Origin of the sequence: Neisseria mucosa (assembly GCF_013267835.1) — a bacterium.
In the GTDB taxonomy this organism is placed as follows: domain Bacteria; phylum Pseudomonadota; class Gammaproteobacteria; order Burkholderiales; family Neisseriaceae; genus Neisseria.
On the sequence record NZ_CP053939.1, the window covers coordinates 1695230 to 1713577 of the forward strand.

26 protein-coding genes are annotated in these 18348 nt (G+C 45.3%); all 26 read right to left on the reverse strand.

The genetic code is table 11. From position 1 onward, the window contains the following. Positions 1 to 10: 10 nt before the first annotated feature. The 26 genes from rplO to rpoC all read right to left on the reverse strand — a co-directional run bounded on the left by rplO (position 11) and on the right by rpoC (position 18226). Entirely contained in the window at positions 11 to 445 is a 435-nt protein-coding gene (gene rplO, locus FOC66_RS08055) for a 50S ribosomal protein L15 (protein WP_003749291.1), read from the reverse strand. A 1-nt stretch (position 446) separates the two neighbouring features. Beyond that, complete coding sequence (gene rpmD, locus FOC66_RS08060) at positions 447 to 632, reverse strand: 50S ribosomal protein L30 (RefSeq protein WP_003684808.1); 186 nt, start codon at positions 630 to 632, stop codon at positions 447 to 449. Next, on the reverse strand, positions 625 to 1143 hold the full coding sequence (rpsE, locus tag FOC66_RS08065; protein WP_003684704.1) for a 30S ribosomal protein S5: 519 nt from the start codon (positions 1141 to 1143) through the stop codon (positions 625 to 627). The genes rpmD and rpsE overlap by 8 nt, the downstream gene beginning before the upstream one ends. A gap of 17 nt (positions 1144 to 1160) precedes the next feature. Next, complete coding sequence (gene rplR, locus FOC66_RS08070; RefSeq protein WP_003749287.1) at positions 1161 to 1514, reverse strand: 50S ribosomal protein L18; 354 nt, start codon at positions 1512 to 1514, stop codon at positions 1161 to 1163. A 13-nt stretch (positions 1515 to 1527) separates the two neighbouring features. Next, positions 1528 to 2061, reverse strand: a complete 534-nt coding sequence (rplF, locus tag FOC66_RS08075; RefSeq protein WP_003749285.1) for a 50S ribosomal protein L6 — start codon at positions 2059 to 2061, stop codon at positions 1528 to 1530. 13 nt (positions 2062 to 2074) lie between these two features. Continuing rightward, entirely contained in the window at positions 2075 to 2467 is a 393-nt protein-coding gene (gene rpsH, locus FOC66_RS08080) for a 30S ribosomal protein S8 (RefSeq protein WP_003749283.1), read from the reverse strand. A 14-nt stretch (positions 2468 to 2481) separates the two neighbouring features. Then, a complete protein-coding gene (rpsN, locus tag FOC66_RS08085) occupies positions 2482 to 2787 on the reverse strand; it encodes a 30S ribosomal protein S14 (RefSeq protein WP_003684736.1) in 306 nt (101 codons plus the stop codon). Between the two features lie 2 nt (positions 2788 to 2789). Continuing rightward, positions 2790 to 3329: a 50S ribosomal protein L5 gene (gene rplE, locus FOC66_RS08090; RefSeq protein WP_003684750.1), complete on the reverse strand. Its 540-nt coding sequence runs from the start codon at positions 3327 to 3329 to the stop codon at positions 2790 to 2792. A 9-nt stretch (positions 3330 to 3338) separates the two neighbouring features. Next, complete coding sequence (gene rplX, locus FOC66_RS08095) at positions 3339 to 3662, reverse strand: 50S ribosomal protein L24 (protein WP_003684754.1); 324 nt, start codon at positions 3660 to 3662, stop codon at positions 3339 to 3341. Between the two features lie 11 nt (positions 3663 to 3673). After that, complete coding sequence (gene rplN / locus FOC66_RS08100) at positions 3674 to 4042, reverse strand: 50S ribosomal protein L14 (RefSeq protein WP_002215434.1); 369 nt, start codon at positions 4040 to 4042, stop codon at positions 3674 to 3676. A gap of 227 nt (positions 4043 to 4269) precedes the next feature. Next, complete coding sequence (gene rpsQ / locus FOC66_RS08105; protein WP_003749281.1) at positions 4270 to 4533, reverse strand: 30S ribosomal protein S17; 264 nt, start codon at positions 4531 to 4533, stop codon at positions 4270 to 4272. Further along, entirely contained in the window at positions 4533 to 4724 is a 192-nt protein-coding gene (gene rpmC / locus FOC66_RS08110; protein WP_003684705.1) for a 50S ribosomal protein L29, read from the reverse strand. Before rpmC ends, rpsQ begins: the two co-directional genes overlap by 1 nt. Further along, a complete protein-coding gene (gene rplP, locus FOC66_RS08115) occupies positions 4724 to 5140 on the reverse strand; it encodes a 50S ribosomal protein L16 (RefSeq protein ID WP_003749279.1) in 417 nt (138 codons plus the stop codon). Before rplP ends, rpmC begins: the two co-directional genes overlap by 1 nt. After that, positions 5124 to 5816: a 30S ribosomal protein S3 gene (gene rpsC, locus FOC66_RS08120; RefSeq protein WP_003684753.1), complete on the reverse strand. Its 693-nt coding sequence runs from the start codon at positions 5814 to 5816 to the stop codon at positions 5124 to 5126. The genes rplP and rpsC overlap by 17 nt, the downstream gene beginning before the upstream one ends. A gap of 9 nt (positions 5817 to 5825) precedes the next feature. After that, complete coding sequence (gene rplV / locus FOC66_RS08125) at positions 5826 to 6155, reverse strand: 50S ribosomal protein L22 (protein ID WP_003749277.1); 330 nt, start codon at positions 6153 to 6155, stop codon at positions 5826 to 5828. An 8-nt stretch (positions 6156 to 6163) separates the two neighbouring features. Further along, positions 6164 to 6442: a 30S ribosomal protein S19 gene (gene rpsS, locus FOC66_RS08130; RefSeq protein ID WP_002215422.1), complete on the reverse strand. Its 279-nt coding sequence runs from the start codon at positions 6440 to 6442 to the stop codon at positions 6164 to 6166. Positions 6443 to 6447: 5 nt separating this feature from the next. After that, positions 6448 to 7281: a 50S ribosomal protein L2 gene (gene rplB / locus FOC66_RS08135; RefSeq protein WP_003684813.1), complete on the reverse strand. Its 834-nt coding sequence runs from the start codon at positions 7279 to 7281 to the stop codon at positions 6448 to 6450. A 5-nt stretch (positions 7282 to 7286) separates the two neighbouring features. Next, on the reverse strand, positions 7287 to 7601 hold the full coding sequence (gene rplW / locus FOC66_RS08140; protein ID WP_003749274.1) for a 50S ribosomal protein L23: 315 nt from the start codon (positions 7599 to 7601) through the stop codon (positions 7287 to 7289). Next, on the reverse strand, positions 7598 to 8218 hold the full coding sequence (gene rplD, locus FOC66_RS08145) for a 50S ribosomal protein L4 (RefSeq protein ID WP_003684798.1): 621 nt from the start codon (positions 8216 to 8218) through the stop codon (positions 7598 to 7600). Before rplD ends, rplW begins: the two co-directional genes overlap by 4 nt. Beyond that, positions 8218 to 8862, reverse strand: coding sequence for a 50S ribosomal protein L3 (gene rplC, locus FOC66_RS08150; RefSeq protein ID WP_003749272.1), 645 nt, complete (start codon positions 8860 to 8862; stop codon positions 8218 to 8220). The genes rplD and rplC overlap by 1 nt, the downstream gene beginning before the upstream one ends. A 249-nt stretch (positions 8863 to 9111) precedes the next feature. Next, complete coding sequence (rpsJ, locus tag FOC66_RS08155; RefSeq protein WP_002642322.1) at positions 9112 to 9423, reverse strand: 30S ribosomal protein S10; 312 nt, start codon at positions 9421 to 9423, stop codon at positions 9112 to 9114. Between the two features lie 17 nt (positions 9424 to 9440). Then, a complete protein-coding gene (gene tuf / locus FOC66_RS08160) occupies positions 9441 to 10625 on the reverse strand; it encodes an elongation factor Tu (protein ID WP_003742643.1) in 1185 nt (394 codons plus the stop codon). 88 nt (positions 10626 to 10713) lie between these two features. Then, entirely contained in the window at positions 10714 to 12819 is a 2106-nt protein-coding gene (gene fusA / locus FOC66_RS08165; protein ID WP_003749269.1) for an elongation factor G, read from the reverse strand. Positions 12820 to 12837: 18 nt separating this feature from the next. Next, positions 12838 to 13308, reverse strand: coding sequence for a 30S ribosomal protein S7 (gene rpsG, locus FOC66_RS08170; protein ID WP_002240962.1), 471 nt, complete (start codon positions 13306 to 13308; stop codon positions 12838 to 12840). 118 nt (positions 13309 to 13426) lie between these two features. Continuing rightward, complete coding sequence (gene rpsL / locus FOC66_RS08175) at positions 13427 to 13798, reverse strand: 30S ribosomal protein S12 (protein ID WP_002218431.1); 372 nt, start codon at positions 13796 to 13798, stop codon at positions 13427 to 13429. 252 nt (positions 13799 to 14050) lie between these two features. After that, a complete protein-coding gene (rpoC, locus tag FOC66_RS08180; RefSeq protein WP_003749267.1) occupies positions 14051 to 18226 on the reverse strand; it encodes a DNA-directed RNA polymerase subunit beta' in 4176 nt (1391 codons plus the stop codon). Positions 18227 to 18348 lie beyond the last annotated feature (122 nt).

Here is an 18348-nt window from a genome sequence, read left to right on the forward strand (position 1 = left end):
AGTGCAAGCCTTATTCTTCTACTTTGCCACCAGCAGCTTCAATTGCAGCTTTAGCACCTTTAGTAGCTTTTACACCTTTCAAGGTAACCGCTTTTGAAATTTCACCAGAAGCAATAACTTTTACATTAGAAGCAGTCGCAGGAATCAGACCAGCTTGTTTAAGAACCAAAACATCAATTTCGTTTACAGCAATCAGATTCAACTCACTCAAACGAACTTCAGCATTAGCGGCAGCAGTCAAAGATTTGAAACCACGCTTAGGCAGGCGGCGTTGCAAAGGCATTTGACCACCTTCAAAACCTACCTTGTGGAAACCGCCAGCACGGCTTTTTTGACCTTTATGGCCACGACCACCTGTCTTACCCAGGCCACTACCAATACCACGGCCTACACGACGACTAGCGTGAGTAGCACCCTCAGCAGGTTGAATAGTATTCAAAAACATATTAAGACTCCACTTTCAACAAGTAGCTGATTTTATTGATCATACCACGGTTTTCAGGGGTATCCAAAACCTCTACTGTATGCTCACGGCGACGCAAACCTAAGCCACGAGCACAAGCACGATGAGATTCAATTGTACCGATCAGGCTCTTAACCAATGTAACTTTAATCTTTTTTTGCTCAGTCATGGTTAGCTCCCAAAATATCTTCTACTGTCAAGCCACGTTTAGCAGCAATATCAGCAGGGGTATACAGTTTAGACAAACCGTCTAATGTAGCACGTACAATATTGTAAGGGTTAGTGGAACCATGCACTTTAGCTGAGATATTATGTATACCCATAGCATCAAATACTAAACGCATTGGACCACCAGCTTTTACACCGCTACCTTCTTTAGCAGGTTGCATAAATACTTTAGTAGCGCCATGACGACCAATAACTTCATGATGAATAGTACCATTTTTCAAAGGTACTTTAATCATAGAGCGGCGTGCTTGATCCATTGCTTTTTGAACAGCAACTGGCACTTCTTTTGATTTACCCTTACCCATACCGATGCGACCATCACCATCACCAACAACAGTCAGTGCAGAGAAAGCCATGATACGGCCACCTTTAACTACTTTAGTCACGCGATTAACTGCGACCATCTTTTCAATCAGGCCGTCACCGCGTTCTTCAATTTCATGTTTTGCCATCTGAAAGTCTCCAAATATTAGAAGCTTAAACCATTTTCACGTGCAGCTTCAGCCAAAGCTTTCACACGACCGTGATATTGGAAACCTGAACGGTCAAAAGCAACTTTTTCAACACCTACTGCTTTAGCTTTTTCAGCAATACGCTTACCAACTACAGCTGCTGCTTCAACGTTGCTACCTGATTTCAGGCTACTACGTACTTCAGCTTCCAATGTAGAGGCTTGAGCCAATACTTTATCACCTTCAGCACTAATTACTTGAGCATAAATATGATTATTGCTGCGGAACACACATAATCTTACCATTTTCAAGTCCGCAATACGCGCACGGGTTTTGCGTGCACGACGGAGTCGGGTTGTATGTTTATCCATTAGTGAACCTCAATTATTTTTTCTTGGCTTCTTTCATCACTACTACTTCACCTACATAACGAACACCTTTGCCTTTATAAGGCTCAGGAGAACGGAATGCACGAATTTCAGCAGCGACTTGGCCAACCACTTGTTTATCTGCACCAGTCAAAACGATTTCTGTTTGGCTAGGAGTTTGAACAGAAACACCTTCAGGCATTTCATATACGATTGGATGAGAGAAACCCAAAGATAAGTTCAAAACTTTGCCTTGCGCTTGGGCACGATAACCCACACCAATCAATTGAAGTTTTTTCTCAAAACCTTCAGAAACACCCTTAACCATGTTATTAACCAATGCACGAGCAGTACCAGACATAGCATTAGCCTGTTTACTGTCATTTTTTGCAGCAAAAGTCAATTTACCATCGTTTAGTTCAATAGCAACATCGGAATGCAAAGGAAAGGACAATTCGCCATGTTTACCTTTGATTACCAATGCATCTGTTCCGAATTTTACTTCTACACCAGCAGGAACAGTCACTGGGTTTTTTGCGACGCGTGACATTTACATTTCTCCACTAGGCTACGATGCACAACAACTCACCACCAACACCCTCAGAACGGGCTTTGCGATCAGTCATCACACCTTTAGAAGTACTAACAATAGCAACACCCAAGCCATTCATTACGCTAGGGATCTCGCTTGATGCTTTGTAAATACGCAAACCAGGACGTGAAACACGTTTAATTTGCTCAATCACAGGGCGACCTGCATAGTATTTCAATTGAATTTCCAATACCGGTTTTGCATCAGCAGAAACCGTAAAATCCTCGATATAGCCTTCATCTTTCAGAACTTTTGCAATTGCACATTTCAATTTTGAAGAAGGCATGGCAACAGTTGCTTTATTAGCACGTTGCGCATTGCGAATACGAGTCAACATATCGGAAATAGGATCATGCATACTCATTATTTATACTCCTATTACCAGCTAGCTTTAACAACACCAGGAATCTCGCCACGCATAGCGATTTCACGGATTTTAATACGACCCAAACCAAATTTACGGAAAGTGCCACGAGGACGACCTGTTAAAGCACAACGACGACGTTGACGTACAGGTGCTGCATTACGCGGAATGGATTGAAATTTCAAACGTGCTTCAAAGCGTTCTTCTTCAGTCGCATTAGCATCATTAATAACAGCGAAAATTGCCTCACGTTTAGCTGCAAACTTTTTCGCCAATGCTTGACGTTTCAGCTCACGATTAATAAGTGCTTTCTTAGCCATGATTATCCTTTAAACGGAAACTTGAACAGTGACAACAAAGCTTTCGCTTCTTCATCAGTTTTTGCAGTAGTTGTAATAGTAATATTCAAACCACGCAAAGCATCAATTTTATCGTATTCAATTTCCGGGAAAATAATTTGCTCACGAACACCCATATTGTAATTGCCACGACCATCAAATGATTTACCGCTTACACCGCGGAAGTCACGTACGCGAGGCAATGCAATAGTAATCAAACGATCTAAGAATTCAAACATTTGATCACGACGCAATGTTACTTTGCAACCAACTGGATAGTTATCACGGATTTTGAAACCTGCGATAGATTTACGAGCAACAGTAACAACTGGTTTTTGACCAGCAATTTTCTCTAAATCAGAAACAGCGTGCTCCATAACTTTTTTATCAGCAACAGCTTCACCCACACCCATATTCAAGGTGATTTTCTCAATACGTGGAACTTCCATTACTGATTTGTAACCAAATTGTTTAACCAATTCAGGAACAACTGTATCTTTATAAAACTCTCTCAAACGAGCCATGTTATCTCCTTATGCTCCAATGATAGAGCCATTTGATTTGAAGAAACGAACGCGTTTAACTTTGCCTTCATTTTCAATCAGCTTAATACCAACACGGTCTGCTTTATTAGTTTCCGGATTCAGGATTGCAATATTAGAAATATCCAAAGGCATTTCTTTAGTAATAATGCCACCCTCAATACCACGCATTGGATTAGGTTTTTGATGGCGTTTCACAACATTCACACCTTCAACAACAACTTTATCACCCAACACTCGAACTACTTGACCTTGCTTACCTTTATCTTTACCGGTAATCACTACAACCTGATCGCCTTTAATGATTTTATTCATCGCGCTATTCCTTATAATACTTCAGGCGCCAATGAAACGATTTTCATAAATCGCTCAGTACGCAATTCACGGGTTACCGGGCCAAAAATACGAGTACCCAGAGGTTCAAGTTTATTATTTAATAACACAGCAGCGTTGTTATCAAATTTAATTAGCGCACCATCAGGACGACGCACACCCTTAGCAGTACGAACAACTACCGCATTGTATACATCACCTTTTTTGACACGACCACGTGGGGCTGCATCTTTAACTGCAACTTTAATAATATCGCCAACAGAAGCGTAGCGACGCTTAGATCCGCCTAATACCTTGATACACATCACGCGACGCGCACCAGAGTTATCAGCCACATCTAAGATGGTCTGCATTTGAATCATATTAGTACCTTTAAATTAACCAACTTAATTTACCACTTTCATATAACTCGCACCTTACTTTAAGCTGCTTATTAAATGAAACCATCACGGTTCTAGTAAACCAGTCTTGGATCCCGAAGGGAGAGAAACTTCCATAAGAAGCTGGAAGATAAGAAACGAAGTTTACACGCAAATTAATTTTGCTGCAAGACTTCGTTTCTTATTAAGCTGCATTACTGTATTTTAAATCAAACAGTACGTGCTTTCTCAACCAATTCTTTGACAACCCAAGACTTGGTTTTTGACAAAGGACGAGATTCCTCGATTACCACTACGTCACCGATGCCATATTGATTACTTTCATCATGTGCATGGATTTTAGTTGATAAACGAATGATTTTACCGTACAGAGGGTGTTTAACTTTACGCTCAACCAATACTGTAACAGTTTTGTCCATTTTGTCGCTTACCACTTTGCCTTGCAAAGTACGAACATTTTTAGCTTCGCTCATTACTTAGCACCTTTTTCAGTTAAAATGGTTTTAATACGAGCAATATCGCGACGTACACGTTTCAACTCGCTAGATTTACCCAACTGACCGGTTGCATTTTGCATGCGCAAGCCAAACTGAGCTTTCAACAAGTCCAACAAATCAGAGTTTAATTGCTCAATAGATTTGTCTTTCAATTCATTTGCTTTCATTATTGACCCACCTGTCTTACCACAAAGGTTGTAGGAATAGGCAATTTGGCAGCGGCCAATTCAAATGCTTCACGAGCCAAAGACTCAGGAACACCGTCCATTTCGTACAATACTTTGCCTGGTTTAATTTCAGCAATGTAATATTCCACATTACCTTTACCGCCACCCATACGAACCTGGATAGGTTTCTCAGTAATTGGTTTATCAGGGAATACACGAATCCAAATGCGACCGCCACGTTTAATATGACGAGTCATAGTACGACGAGCAGCTTCGATTTGGCGGGCAGTCAAACGACCACGGCCTACGGCTTTCAAACCGAACTCACCGAAACTTACTTTGTTACCGCGAGTAGCAATACCGGTGTTACGACCTTTTTGTTGCTTGCGATATTTCAGTCTAGTTGGCTGCAGCATTACGTCCACCTGCCTTTCTTTGTTTCTTCTCATGCTCAGGTTTAGAAGATTTAATATTACCTTCTGTATAAACCCAAACTTTCAGACCCAGTACACCATAAGTAGTGTGCGCTTCGCTAGTTGCATAATCTACGTTCGCACGCAAAGTATGCAAAGGTACGCGACCTTCACGGTACCATTCGCTACGAGCGATATCAGCACCATTCAGACGGCCTGAAGTCATGATCTTGATGCCTTTGGCACCAGAACGCATTGCATTTTGCATTGCACGTTTCATTGCACGACGGAATTGGACGCGTTTTTCAAGTTGCTGAGCAATACCATCAGCAATAATTTGCGCATCCAACTCAGGACGGCGAATCTCTTCAATATTTACATGAACTGGCACACCCATCAGAGCTTGCAAGTCACGTTTCAAGATTTCGATATCCTCACCTTTTTTACCAATAACCACACCTGGACGAGCAGAGTGGATAGTGATACGTGCAGATTTAGCAGGACGTTCGATTACTACGCGACCAACTGAAGCATTTGCCAATTTTTTGCGCAAGTAATTACGAACATCAATATCTTGTTTCAAAACAGTTGAAAAGTCGGTGCTTTTAGCAAACCATTTTGAAGCCCAGTCTTTAGTTACCGCCAGGCGAAAGCCTGTAGGGTTAATCTTTTGTCCCATAGCTTTTCCTTAGTTGCCCACTGTCACATTAATATGACAAGTTTGTTTCTCGATGCGGTTACCGCGACCTTTGGCACGAGCTTGGAAACGTTTCAAGCTTGGGCCTTTGTCAACAAAGATAGTTACCACTTTCAGTTCGTCAATGTCAGCACCATTGTTGTGCTCGGCATTAGCGATTGCTGATTCCAATACTTTTTTAATCAGCTCAGCACCTTTTTTAGGGCTGAATGCCAAGATATTCAAAGCTTGGGCAACGTCTTTACCACGAATCAAATCAGCTACCAAGCGAGCCTTTTGAGCTGAAATACGGGCATTTTTATGTTGTGCACTTACTCTCATGATTCACCTTATTTCTTTTTAGCCTTTTTATCGGCCAAGTGGCCTTTAAAGGTACGGGTCAATGAGAACTCACCTAATTTATGACCAACCATGTTGTCACTGATAAACACAGGCACGTGAGTGCGACCGTTATGTACAGCGATAGTCAGACCAATGAAATCAGGCAAAATGGTAGAACGACGTGACCAAGTTTTAATTGGGCGTTTGTCGTTGCTTGCACGAGCAGCATCTACTTTTTTCAGCAAATGCAGGTCTACATATGGGCCTTTTTTTAATGAACGAGCCATACTAATTAACCTTTATTTGAGTAACGACGACGAACAATCATGTTATCCGTGCGTTTGTTATTACGAGTGCGGTAGCCCTTAGCAGGAGTACCCCATGGGCTAACCGGTTCGCGAGCTTCACCAGTACGGCCTTCACCACCACCATGTGGGTGATCGACAGGGTTCATGACAACACCACGAACGGTCGGACGAATACCACGCCAGCGGTTAGCACCAGCTTTGCCGATTTTTTTCAGGCTTTGTTCTTCGTTACCAACCTCACCGATAGTTGCACGGCAATTTACGCTAATTTTGCGCACTTCACCAGAACGCAAACGAACTTGAGCATAAGCACCTTCTTTTGCAAGCAATACCGCAGAAGCACCAGCTGAACGGGCAATTTGTGCACCTTTACCTGGTTTCATTTCAATACAGTGAATAGTTGTACCAACTGGAATATTGCGAATCGGCAGAGTGTTACCTACTTTGATAGCAGCTTCAGCACCAGAAACCAATACTGCGCCGGCCTGAATACCACGAGGAGCAATGATGTAGCGACGCTCACCATCTGCATAGCACAACAATGCGATAAATGCAGTACGGTTAGGGTCATACTCGATACGCTCTACTTTTGCAGGGATACCGTCTTTGTTACGTTTAAAATCTACAACACGGTAATGGTGTTTATGGCCACCACCTTTATGGCGGGTAGTGATATGACCATTGTTGTTACGACCGGCAGTAGAATTTTTCTTTTCCAGCAGAGGTGCATAAGGTGCACCTTTGTGCAAACCTTCTGTTACCACGCGAACCATGCCGCGACGGCCTGCAGAGGTCGGCTTCATTTTAACGATTGCCATTTTGTTTATTCCTTATCTGCAGCTGCAGCAGCGGCTTCCAAATCCAACTCTTGACCGGCAGCCAGGCTTACGTAAGCCTTTTTAACATCGCTGCGACGACCTAAAGTGCGACCAAAACGTTTAATTTTACCTTTAATGGTAACAGTAGTAACGTCTGCAACTTGGACACCGAACAGCAACTCAACTGCTGCTTTAATTTCAGGTTTAGTTGCATTTGCCAAAACTTTAAACGTCATTTGGTTACGTTTTTCAGCCAATACGTTGCTTTTTTCAGAAACGATAGGTGCCAAGATTACTTGAGTCAAACGTTGTTGATTCATACCCATTGCTCCTCTAATTGTGCAACTGCATCTTTAGTGATAACGACTTTTTTGTAACGCAGCAAGCTGTAAGGATCAACTTGTTGGGCTTCCAAAACCAATACGTTAGGCAAGTTGCGTGAAGCCAAGTAAACATTCTCGTCGAGCTGTTTAGTTACAAACAGAACTTGCTCCAAACCCAAGTTTTTCACTTGTTCGGCAAAAACTTTAGTTTTAGGAGTTTCAGCAGTCAATGCTTCGATTGCAAACAAACGTTCGTCACGAGCCAATTGGGACAAAATAGTCGCCATACCGGCACGGTACATTTTACGATTCACTTTTTGAGTAAAGTTTTCGTCAGGTTTGTTTGGGAATGCACGACCACCTTTACGCCACAGCGGAGAAGAAGTCATACCAGAACGAGCACGGCCGGTACCTTTTTGGCGCCATGGTTTTTTAGTAGAGTGATTTACTTCGGCACGAGTTTTTTGAGCACGGTTGCCAGAACGGGCATTTGCCAAGTAAGCAGTAACCAGTTGGTGAACCAGAGCTTCATTGTATTCGCGAGCAAACAAAGCATCAGAAACAGCCAAGCTGCCAGATACTTGTCCTTTAGCGTCAATTACTTTCAATTCCATTACGCACCTACTTTCACGCTAGGACGAACCACGACGTCGCTGTTAACCGAACCCGGAACAGCACCTTTAACCAACAAGAGTTGGCGTTCAGCATCAACACGTACAACTTCCAATTTTTGAACAGTTGCTTTAGTGTTACCGTATTGACCTGCCATACGTTTACCAGGGAACACTCGACCAGGGTCTTGTGCCATACCGATAGAACCAGGAACACGGTGCGAACGGGAGTTACCGTGGGAAGTACGTTGAGCACCGAAGTTGTGACGTTTGATCGTACCAGAGAAACCTTTACCTTTAGAGGTACCGGTTACATCCACTAATTGACCAACTTCAAACATGGAAACGGTAATTTCATCACCGGCTTTCAATTCAGCCAGCTTCTCTTCAGTCAAAGCAAATTCAACCAAACCACGGCCGGCTTCAACACCTGCTTTCGCAAAGTGACCAGCTTCAGCTTTGTTGACACGATTAGCTTTTTTCTGACCAAAGGTAACTTGTACAGCAGTGTAGCCGTCAGTATCTTTGGATTTTACTTGTGTAACGCGGTTGGCAGACATATCCAAAACAGTTACCGGAACAGAAACACCCTGTTCGTCGAACACGCGAGTCATACCAACTTTGCGTCCAACCAGACCTAAAGTCATGATTATTTTCCTTTTTAAGTAAAGGGGCGGGCTACGATTGGCCTGCCTTTCAGACAAAGTTAAACTTGATACGGATGTACCAAGTCCGCCATTATAATTGACAACTCAAAGAAATATCAACAAAAATTTCAATTTAACTTCTTAAGCCCCTCTTTTTTTCTGAAGAATACTACAAAATATCAGAAATTTTCAGACGGCCTAAGAATTTTATAAAAAACCGAACAGCTAAGCTGTTCGGTTTTTTAGTTCTTATTGAACTTTAATTTCTACATCAACACCGGCTGGCAAGTCCAGTTTCATCAGTGCATCGGTAGTTTTGTCAGTCCAGTCCACGATGTCCATCAGGCGCAAGTGGGTGCGGATTTCCAATTGTTCACGAGAAGTTTTGTTCACGTGTGGAGAACGCAGAATGTTGAAACGTTCGATTTTAGTCGGCAACGGAATCGGACCTTTTACAACGGCACCGGTACGTTTTGCAGTTTCAACGATTTCTTGAGCAGAACGGTCGATCAGGCTGTAATCATAAGCTTTCAGGCGGATACGGATTTTTTGGTTTGCCATTTATCGATATCCTTCAATTAAGCAATGATAGAAGAAACCACACCTGCACCTACGGTACGGCCACCTTCGCGAATCGCAAAGCGCAGACCTTCTTCCATAGCGATAGGTGCAATCAGTTCTACAGTAATGGCTACGTTCTCACCAGGCATAACCATTTCTACACCTTCTTCCAAAGTAACCGCACCGGTTACGTCGGTAGTACGGAAGTAGAATTGAGGACGATAGTTGGCGAAGAACGGAGTATGACGGCCACCCTCTTCTTTGCTCAATACGTACACTTCCGCTTTGAATTTGGTGTGCGGAGTGATGGTACCCGGTTTAGCCAATACTTGACCGCGTTCCACTTCTTCGCGTTTGGTACCGCGCAGCAATACGCCTACGTTGTCACCTGCTTGACCTTCGTCCAGCAGTTTGCGGAACATCTCAACACCGGTACAAGTGGTTTTTTGGGTTTCTTTCAGACCTACGATTTCGATCTCGTCACCAACGTGGATGACACCGCGCTCTACACGGCCGGTTACTACGGTACCGCGACCGGAGATGGAGAATACGTCTTCGATAGGCAACAGGAACGGTTTGTCCACGGCACGCTCTGGAGTCGGGATGTAGCTGTCCAATGCGGCAGCCAGTTCGAAGATTTTTTCTTCGTAAGCGGCGTCGCCTTCCAAGGCTTTCAGTGCAGAACCTTGTACGATCGGGCAGTCGTCACCTGGGAAGTCGTAGCTTGACAGCAAGTCACGGATTTCCATTTCAACCAGTTCCAGCAGTTCGGCATCATCAACCATGTCGCATTTATTCATGAACACGATGATGTAAGGTACGCCTACTTGGCGGGCCAACAGGATGTGTTCGCGAGTTTGCGGCATAGGACCGTCGGCAGCGGAACATACCAAGATTGCGCCGTCCATTTGTGCGGCACCGGTAATCATGTTTTTAACGTAGTCGGCGTGTCCCGGGCAGTCTACGTGTGCGTAGTGGCGGGTTTCGGTTTCGTATTCTACATGTGAGGTATTGATGGTAATACCGCGGGCTTTTTCTTCGGGAGCGTTGTCGATTTGGTCGTAAGCTTTTGCAGCACCGCCGAATTTTTTAGCCAAAATAGTAGTCAAAGCAGCAGTCAGGGTGGTTTTACCATGGTCAACGTGACCGATGGTGCCAACGTTTACGTGCGGTTTGCTACGTTCAAATTTTTCCTTAGCCATGAGCTAATTCCTTTACATTAAAGATCGATTAAAGAACAGAGGCCGTCTGAAAAATCATTTCAGCCTTTCAGACGACCTATTTGCCTGATTAGCCTTTACGGGCTTCAGTTACAGCAGCAGCTATGTGGGCAGGAGCTTCAGAATATTTCTTGAACTCCATAGAGTAAGTAGCGCGGCCTTGGGTTGCAGAACGCAGGTCGGTAGAATAACCGAACATTTCTGCCAAAGGTACTTCGGCACGGACTTTTTTACCGCCGATACCGTCATCATCCATACCCAATACGACGCCGCGACGACGGTTCAAGTCGCCCATTACGTCACCCATGTATTCTTCAGGGGTTTCCACTTCAACTGCCATGATTGGCTCAAGCAGAGCAGGATTGGCTTTACGCATACCTTCTTTGAAGGCTTGGGAAGCAGCCAATTCGAAGGCCAGTTGAGAGGAGTCGACGTCGTGTGAAGAACCGAAGATCAAACGTACGCGTACGTCAACTACTGGGTAACCTGCAACGATACCGTTAGGCAGGGTATCGCGGATACCTTTATCGACAGACGGAATGAATTCGCGAGGAATCACACCACCTTTAATTTCGTCGATAAATTCGTAGCCTGCACCACCTGGCTCCATAGGTTCCATTTTGATCACAACGTGACCGTATTGACCTTTACCACCAGATTGTTTGGCGTGTTTGTATTCGGCTTCAACTTCTTTGCGGATGGTTTCACGGTAAGCCACTTGAGGCGCACCGATGTTTGCTTCCACGCCGAATTCGCGTTTCATACGGTCAACAATAATTTCCAAGTGCAGCTCACCCATACCGGAAATAATGGTTTGACCGGATTCTTCGTCTGTACGAACACGGAAAGAAGGGTCTTCTTTTGCCAGACGGTTCAGGGCAATACCCATTTTCTCTTGGTCGGCTTTGGTTTTCGGCTCAACGGCAATATGAATTACCGGCTCAGGGAATTCCATGCGTTCCAAGATGATCGGTGCGCTTTCTGCACACAAGGTTTCACCAGTGGTAACGTCTTTCAGACCGATAGCGGCTGCGATGTCGCCAGCGCGTACTTCTTCAATTTCAGTACGGTCTGCAGCAGTCATTTGTACCAAGCGACCGATACGTTCGCGAGTACCTTTTACAGAGTTCAATACAGTATCACCGGATTTCACCACGCCAGAGTAAACGCGGATGAAAGTCAGCTGACCAACGTATTTATCGTTCAACATTTTAAACGCCAATGCAGAGAATTTCTCTTCATCGCTTGCTTGGCGGCTGTCAGCTTCTTCAGTGTTAGGGTTAACACCTTGAACTGGAGGAATGTCGGTAGGAGCAGGCAGCAATTCTACAACTGCGTCCAACATACGTTGAACACCTTTGTTTTTAAATGCTGAACCACACAACATTGGTTGAATTTCGCCGGCCAAAGTACGTTGACGCAATGCGCCTACGATTTCTTCTTCAGTCAGCTCATCACCGCCCAAGTATTTATCCATCAATTCTTCGCTGGCTTCTGCTGCGGCTTCAATCATGTTTTGACGCCATTCTTCGGCAGTCTCAACCAATTCAGCAGGAATATCGCCATAGGTAAAGGTTGTACCTTTATCGGCTTCATTCCAAATAATGGATTTCATTTTCAACAGGTCAACAACACCGCTGAAGCTGTCTTCCGCACCAACCGGAATCACGATAGGTACAGGGTTTGCGCGCAAACGGGTTTTCATTTGCTCAACAACGCGGAAGAAGTTGGCACCTTGACGGTCCATTTTGTTTACAAATGCCAAGCGAGGTACTTGGTATTTGTTAGCTTGACGCCATACGGTTTCAGATTGAGGTTGAACACCGCCTACTGCACAGTAAACCATTACTGCGCCGTCCAATACACGCATAGAACGCTCTACCTCTACGGTGAAGTCAACGTGTCCCGGGGTGTCGATGATGTTGAAACGGTGCTCAGGGAACTGTTTCGCCATACCGGACCAATAAGAAGTCACAGCAGCAGAAGTAATGGTAATACCACGCTCTTGCTCTTGTTCCATGTAGTCGGTAGTAGCCGCGCCGTCATGCACTTCGCCCAATTTGTGAGTCAAACCTGTATAGAACAAAATACGTTCTGTTGTGGTTGTTTTACCCGCGTCAATATGGGCAGAAATACCGATATTGCGATACAGGCTGATAGGGGTCTTACGAGCCATTTTGTTAGCCTTTCGATATTAGAAACGGAAGTGAGAGAATGCTTTGTTTGCTTCAGCCATGCGGTGTACTTCCTCACGTTTTTTCAACGCACCACCACGACCTTCAGCCGCATCAATCAATTCACCCGCCAAACGCAGGTCCATAGATTTCTCACCACGTTTACGGGCCGCATCGCGAACCCAGCGCATTGCCAAGGCCAGACGACGTGAAGGACGAACTTCAACAGGAACTTGGTAGTTTGCACCACCTACACGGCGGCTTTTCACTTCCACGATAGGTTTGGCATTTGCAATGGCTTCGTTAAATACTTCGATTGCTACTTTGCCGGTTTTTTTCTCAATTTGCTCCAGCGCACCGTAAACGATACGCTCTGCAACAGATTTTTTACCGTCAATCATCAATACGTTCATGAATTTAGTCAGCTCAACGCTGCCGAATTTTGGATCTGGCAGTACGTCGCGCTTAGGGACTTCTCTACGTCTTGGCATTTTAATTTCCTTTAGTCTATTCAGTTGGGTCTATTCCCATGAATACCCAATTTAAGTATTCACTTACTCGGCCGTTGTTCAGCTTAGGCGGCCGACGTGCCTATTTGAGTCCCGATAATTATTTAGGACGCTTAGCACCGTATTTAGAACGGGCTTGTTTACGGTCTTTAACACCTGCAGTATCCAAAGAACCGCGTACAGTGTGGTAACGTACACCTGGCAAGTCTTTTACACGACCGCCGCGGATCAATACGACGCTGTGCTCTTGCAGGTTGTGGCCTTCACCACCGATGTATGAAATGACTTCAAAACCGTTGGTCAGGCGAACTTTACATACTTTACGCAATGCAGAGTTAGGTTTTTTAGGGGTAGTTGTGTATACACGGGTGCATACGCCGCGTTTTTGCGGGCAAGCTTCCAGTGCAGGCACTTTGTTTACGTACACGGGCTTTTGACGGCCTTTGCGTACCAATTGGTTAATAGTTGGCATATTTTCTCGTCCTGTTGAGTTAAATACTTGCCGACACCATGTCGACAAGATTGGAATTATATTTTTATTGCAAGGGTTTAGTCAAGCAAATGACTGATAAAGTTTAGTGTTTTTCTATTTATCTTTAAAATTTTGGAAGCAATGGCCGTCTGAAAGATTCAGACGGCCTCGCTCTCTACCCTATTTAAGCCCTCTATAAAATAAAACCGCAAGACTGGCTTGCGGTTTTATTTTCACGAAAATCCTTCCGGATTATTCGTCTGAAGCTTCGATTTCAGAAGTTTCTTGATCGGCTTGCTGCCATTGTTGATGACGGCTGCGGTGGTAAGTCAAACCTGTACCAGCAGGAATCAATCGACCGACAATCACGTTCTCTTTCAAACCTCGCAGCTCGTCTTGTTTGCCCATGATAGCGGCCTCGGTCAAGACGCGGGTTGTTTCTTGGAACGATGCTGCAGAAATGAAGCTGTCGGTAGACAAGGAAGCTTTGGTAATACCCAACAACACATTTTCATAACGTGCCAGCTCTTTGCCTTCAGCGATGGCTTTCTCATTGGCAAGCATCACATCGCTACGCTCGACTTGTTCACCAGTAATAAACTCTGTATCACCAGCATCCACAATGTTCACACGGCGCAGCATTTGACGAATGATGACTTCGATGTGTTTATCGGAAATCTTCACACCTTGCAGGCGGTAAACCTCTTGTACCTCTTGAACAATGTAGCGAGCCAATGCTTCGATACCTTGCAGACGCAGAATGTCGTGCGGATCTACGGCACCGTCCACAATGGTTTCACCGCGGTTTACCACTTGACCGTCGTGTACCAAAATCTGTTTCTCTTTAGAAATCAGCGTTTCGTATGCTACACCGTCTACATCGGTAATAATCAAACGCTGTTTGCCTTTGGTTTCTTTACCGAAGGAAACGGTACCGGTAATTTCAGCCAACATGCCGGCATCTTTCGGTACGCGTGCTTCAAACAACTCAGCAACGCGCGGTAGACCACCAGTAATATCGCGGGTTTTAGAAGACGCTTGAGGAATACGCGCCAGCACATCACCCTTACCGACTTCCTGACCTTCACGGACAGTAATCACCGCACCGACCGGGAACGCCATAGAAACCGGCGTAGTCGTGCCTGGGATACAGATTTCCAAACCGTTTTCATCCAACAGTTTGACAGTCGGACGCAACAGTTTAGAAGCACCGGAGGAGCGACGTTTGCCGTCGATGACCACCAAAGTGGACAAACCGGTTACATCGTCGGTCTGTTTGGCAACGGTTACGCCCTCTTCTACGTTTTCGAATTTCACCAAACCTGCATGTTCGGTAATCATCGGACGGGTATGCGGATCCCAAGTTGCCAAAGTTTGACCGGCTTTAATGGCTTCGCCGTCTTGTACCAACAGGATTGCACCGTAAGGTACTTTGTGGCGTTCACGCTCACGGCCGATTTCATCGTGAATCACAACTTCACAAGAGCGGCCGATGACAACCAATTCGCCTTTGTTGTTGGCAACGTAACGCATTTGACTGCTGAAACGAGCTGTACCGTTGGATTTGGCTTCCACTTGGCTGGCAGCAGCCGCACGGGATGCCGCACCACCAATGTGGAACGTACGCATGGTCAGCTGAGTACCTGGTTCACCAATAGATTGTGCAGCAATGACACCTACAGCCTCACCAGCGTTAACCAGTTTACCGCGTGCCAAGTCGCGACCGTAACAGTGTGCACACAAGCCATGGCGGGTTTTACAAGTAATTGGCGTACGGACTTTAACCTCGTCAACACCAGATTGGTCGATCATATCTACCAGTTTCTCGGTCAACAATGTACCGGCTTCAACCAAAGTCTCTCCAGTCGAAGGATCAACAACATCCGATGCTGTAACACGACCTAAAATACGATCGCGCAAAGCTTCAATTACATCACCGCCTTGTACTACTGCTTTCATGACAAAGCCGTCTGAAGTACCGCAATCGTCTTCAACAACGACCAAGTCTTGAGTTACGTCTACCAAACGACGGGTCAGGTAACCAGAGTTTGCCGTTTTCAACGCGGTATCCGCCAAACCCTTACGCGCACCGTGGGTCGCAATAAAGTATTGCAATACGGTCAAACCTTCGCGGAAGTTAGAGGTAATCGGCGTTTCAATAATGGAGCCGTCAGGTTTGGCCATCAAACCACGCATACCGGACAACTGTTTAATCTGAGCCGCAGAACCACGGGCACCAGAGTCGGCCATCATGTAAATAGAGTTGAAGGACTCTTGATCAACTTCGTTGCCGTCACGGTCGATGACTTTTTGTTTAGACAAGTTGTCCATCATCGCTTTAGCGATTTTATCGCCGGCACGACCCCAAATATCGACTACTTTGTTGTAGCGTTCGCCGTTGGTCACCAAACCTTGACGGTATTGGTCTTCAATTTCTTTAACTTCGGCATTAGCCTCAGCCAGCAAGGCTGCTTTCTCTTTCGGAATTTCCATATCGTCAACGGCAATGGAAATACCGCCTTTAGCCGCAAAACCGAAACCGGTATACATCAAGTGGTCGGCGAAAATAACTGTTTCACGCAGGCCGCACAGACGGAACGATGCGTTAATCAGTTTAGAAATTTCTTTTTTCTTCAGCGCTTTGTTGATGTATTCAAACGGCAGGCCTTTAGGCAGGATTTCGCTCAGCAATGCGCGGCCGACTGTTGTTTCGTAACGGTTAACAACAGGTTCAAACTCACCTGCTTCGTTTTTCACCCATTCGCGCAGACGTACGGTAATTTTCGTACCCAACTCAACCTGTTTGGTATGGTATGCACGATGTACTTCTTTCACATCGGCAAACAGGCTGCCTTCGCCTTTGGCATTGATACGGTCGCGGGTCATGTAGTACAGACCCAATACGATGTCTTGGGAAGGTACAATGATTGGTTCGCCGTTGGCTGGAGACAATACGTTGTTTGAAGCCAGCATCAAAGTGCGCGCTTCCATTTGTGCTTCCAAGCTCAATGGAACGTGCACGGCCATTTGGTCACCGTCAAAGTCAGCGTTAAATGCGGCACATACCAACGGATGCAACTGAATCGCTTTACCTTCAATCAGGATAGGTTCGAACGCTTGAATACCCAAACGGTGCAGGGTCGGCGCACGGTTCAGCATAATCGGATGTTCGCGGATCACTTCTTCCAAGATGTCCCATACTTCCGGTACTTCTTGTTCTACCAATTTTTTCGCTGCTTTAACGGTAGAGGCCAAACCTTGTTTTTCCAGTTTATGGAAAATGAACGGTTTGAACAGTTCCAAAGCCATTTTCTTCGGCAGACCGCATTGGTGCAGACGCAGGTATGGGCCTACGGTAATCACGGAACGACCGGAGTAGTCCACACGTTTACCCAGCAGGTTTTGACGGAAACGACCGCCTTTACCTTTAATCATGTCGGCCAACGATTTCAGCGGACGTTTGTTGGCACCGGTCATAGCTTTACCGCGGCGGCCGTTATCCAACAGAGAGTCAACTGCTTCTTGCAACATACGTTTTTCGTTGCGGACGATGATGTCAGGCGCATGCAGTTCCAACAGACGTTTCAGACGGTTGTTACGGTTGATAACGCGACGGTACAAATCGTTCAAATCGGAAGTGGCAAAACGACCGCCATCCAATGGAACCAAAGGACGCAAGTCAGGCGGCAATACCGGCAGCACATCCATAATCATCCATTCCAGTTTCATACCGGAACGATGGAAGGCTTCCAACACTTTCAAGCGTTTGGCAATTTTTTTAATTTTGGTGTCAGAACCGGTAGATTCCAGCTCTTGACGCAGGATCTCGATCTCGCCGGCAATATCCAAGGTGCGCAGCAATTCGCGGATACCTTCCGCACCCATTTTGGCATCAAAGTCGTCGCCGTATTCATCCAGCTTATTGTAGTAATCGTCTTCAGTCAGCAATTGACGGCGTTGCAACGGAGTCATGCCGGGGTCGGTTACCACGAATGCTTCAAAGTACAATACGCGTTCGATATCACGCAACGTCATGTCCAATACCATACCCAGGCGGGAAGGCAGGGATTTCAAGAACCAGATGTGGGCAACAGGCGCAGCCAATTCGATATGGCCCATGCGTTCGCGGCGCACTTTGGACAGGGTAACTTCCACGCCACATTTTTCACAGGTTACGCCTTTAAATTTCAAGCGTTTGTACTTACCGCACAAACATTCATAGTCTTTAACCGGGCCAAAGATTTTGGCGCAGAACAAACCGTCGCGCTCAGGTTTGAACGTACGGTAGTTGATGGTTTCAGGTTTTTTAACTTCGCCATAAGACCATGAGCGGATGGTTTCGGGAGAGGCAATACCGATTTTGATGGCATCAAACTCTTCTTCCATGCCGGCGGTTTGCAACGGATTAAATAAGTTCAACAAATTCATTTTTGCTCCTTGAAGGAAGTATTTTTACCGCGTGGCGGATTTTCGATATTGGAAACGGTACTTTTGATTTCAGACGGCCTAAATGCCGATTGCTTCATTCTTATTCTGAAATCATTTTTTCA

Bases quoted from the DNA above. Each gene is read 5' to 3' on its own strand.
- rplO (WP_003749291.1), bottom strand. From the start codon at position 445: ATGTTTTTGAATACTATTCAACCTGCTGAGGGTGCTACTCACGCTAGT.
- rpmD (WP_003684808.1), bottom strand. From the start codon at position 632: ATGACTGAGCAAAAAAAGATTAAAGTTACATTGGTTAAGAGCCTGATC.
- rpsE (WP_003684704.1), bottom strand. From the start codon at position 1,143: ATGGCAAAACATGAAATTGAAGAACGCGGTGACGGCCTGATTGAAAAG.
- rplR (WP_003749287.1), bottom strand. From the start codon at position 1,514: ATGGATAAACATACAACCCGACTCCGTCGTGCACGCAAAACCCGTGCG.
- rplF (WP_003749285.1), bottom strand. From the start codon at position 2,061: ATGTCACGCGTCGCAAAAAACCCAGTGACTGTTCCTGCTGGTGTAGAA.
- rpsH (WP_003749283.1), bottom strand. From the start codon at position 2,467: ATGAGTATGCATGATCCTATTTCCGATATGTTGACTCGTATTCGCAAT.
- rpsN (WP_003684736.1), bottom strand. From the start codon at position 2,787: ATGGCTAAGAAAGCACTTATTAATCGTGAGCTGAAACGTCAAGCATTG.
- rplE (WP_003684750.1), bottom strand. From the start codon at position 3,329: ATGGCTCGTTTGAGAGAGTTTTATAAAGATACAGTTGTTCCTGAATTG.
- rplX (WP_003684754.1), bottom strand. From the start codon at position 3,662: ATGAATAAAATCATTAAAGGCGATCAGGTTGTAGTGATTACCGGTAAA.
- rplN (WP_002215434.1), bottom strand. From the start codon at position 4,042: ATGATTCAAATGCAGACCATCTTAGATGTGGCTGATAACTCTGGTGCG.
- rpsQ (WP_003749281.1), bottom strand. From the start codon at position 4,533: ATGAGCGAAGCTAAAAATGTTCGTACTTTGCAAGGCAAAGTGGTAAGC.
- rpmC (WP_003684705.1), bottom strand. From the start codon at position 4,724: ATGAAAGCAAATGAATTGAAAGACAAATCTATTGAGCAATTAAACTCT.
- rplP (WP_003749279.1), bottom strand. From the start codon at position 5,140: ATGCTGCAGCCAACTAGACTGAAATATCGCAAGCAACAAAAAGGTCGT.
- rpsC (WP_003684753.1), bottom strand. From the start codon at position 5,816: ATGGGACAAAAGATTAACCCTACAGGCTTTCGCCTGGCGGTAACTAAA.
- rplV (WP_003749277.1), bottom strand. From the start codon at position 6,155: ATGAGAGTAAGTGCACAACATAAAAATGCCCGTATTTCAGCTCAAAAG.
- rpsS (WP_002215422.1), bottom strand. From the start codon at position 6,442: ATGGCTCGTTCATTAAAAAAAGGCCCATATGTAGACCTGCATTTGCTG.
- rplB (WP_003684813.1), bottom strand. From the start codon at position 7,281: ATGGCAATCGTTAAAATGAAGCCGACCTCTGCAGGCCGTCGCGGCATG.
- rplW (WP_003749274.1), bottom strand. From the start codon at position 7,601: ATGAATCAACAACGTTTGACTCAAGTAATCTTGGCACCTATCGTTTCT.
- rplD (WP_003684798.1), bottom strand. From the start codon at position 8,218: ATGGAATTGAAAGTAATTGACGCTAAAGGACAAGTATCTGGCAGCTTG.
- rplC (WP_003749272.1), bottom strand. From the start codon at position 8,862: ATGACTTTAGGTCTGGTTGGACGCAAAGTTGGTATGACTCGCGTGTTC.
- rpsJ (WP_002642322.1), bottom strand. From the start codon at position 9,423: ATGGCAAACCAAAAAATCCGTATCCGCCTGAAAGCTTATGATTACAGC.
- tuf (WP_003742643.1), bottom strand. From the start codon at position 10,625: ATGGCTAAGGAAAAATTTGAACGTAGCAAACCGCACGTAAACGTTGGC.
- fusA (WP_003749269.1), bottom strand. From the start codon at position 12,819: ATGGCTCGTAAGACCCCTATCAGCCTGTATCGCAATATCGGTATTTCT.
- rpsG (WP_002240962.1), bottom strand. From the start codon at position 13,308: ATGCCAAGACGTAGAGAAGTCCCTAAGCGCGACGTACTGCCAGATCCA.
- rpsL (WP_002218431.1), bottom strand. From the start codon at position 13,798: ATGCCAACTATTAACCAATTGGTACGCAAAGGCCGTCAAAAGCCCGTG.
- rpoC (WP_003749267.1), bottom strand. From the start codon at position 18,226: ATGAATTTGTTGAACTTATTTAATCCGTTGCAAACCGCCGGCATGGAA.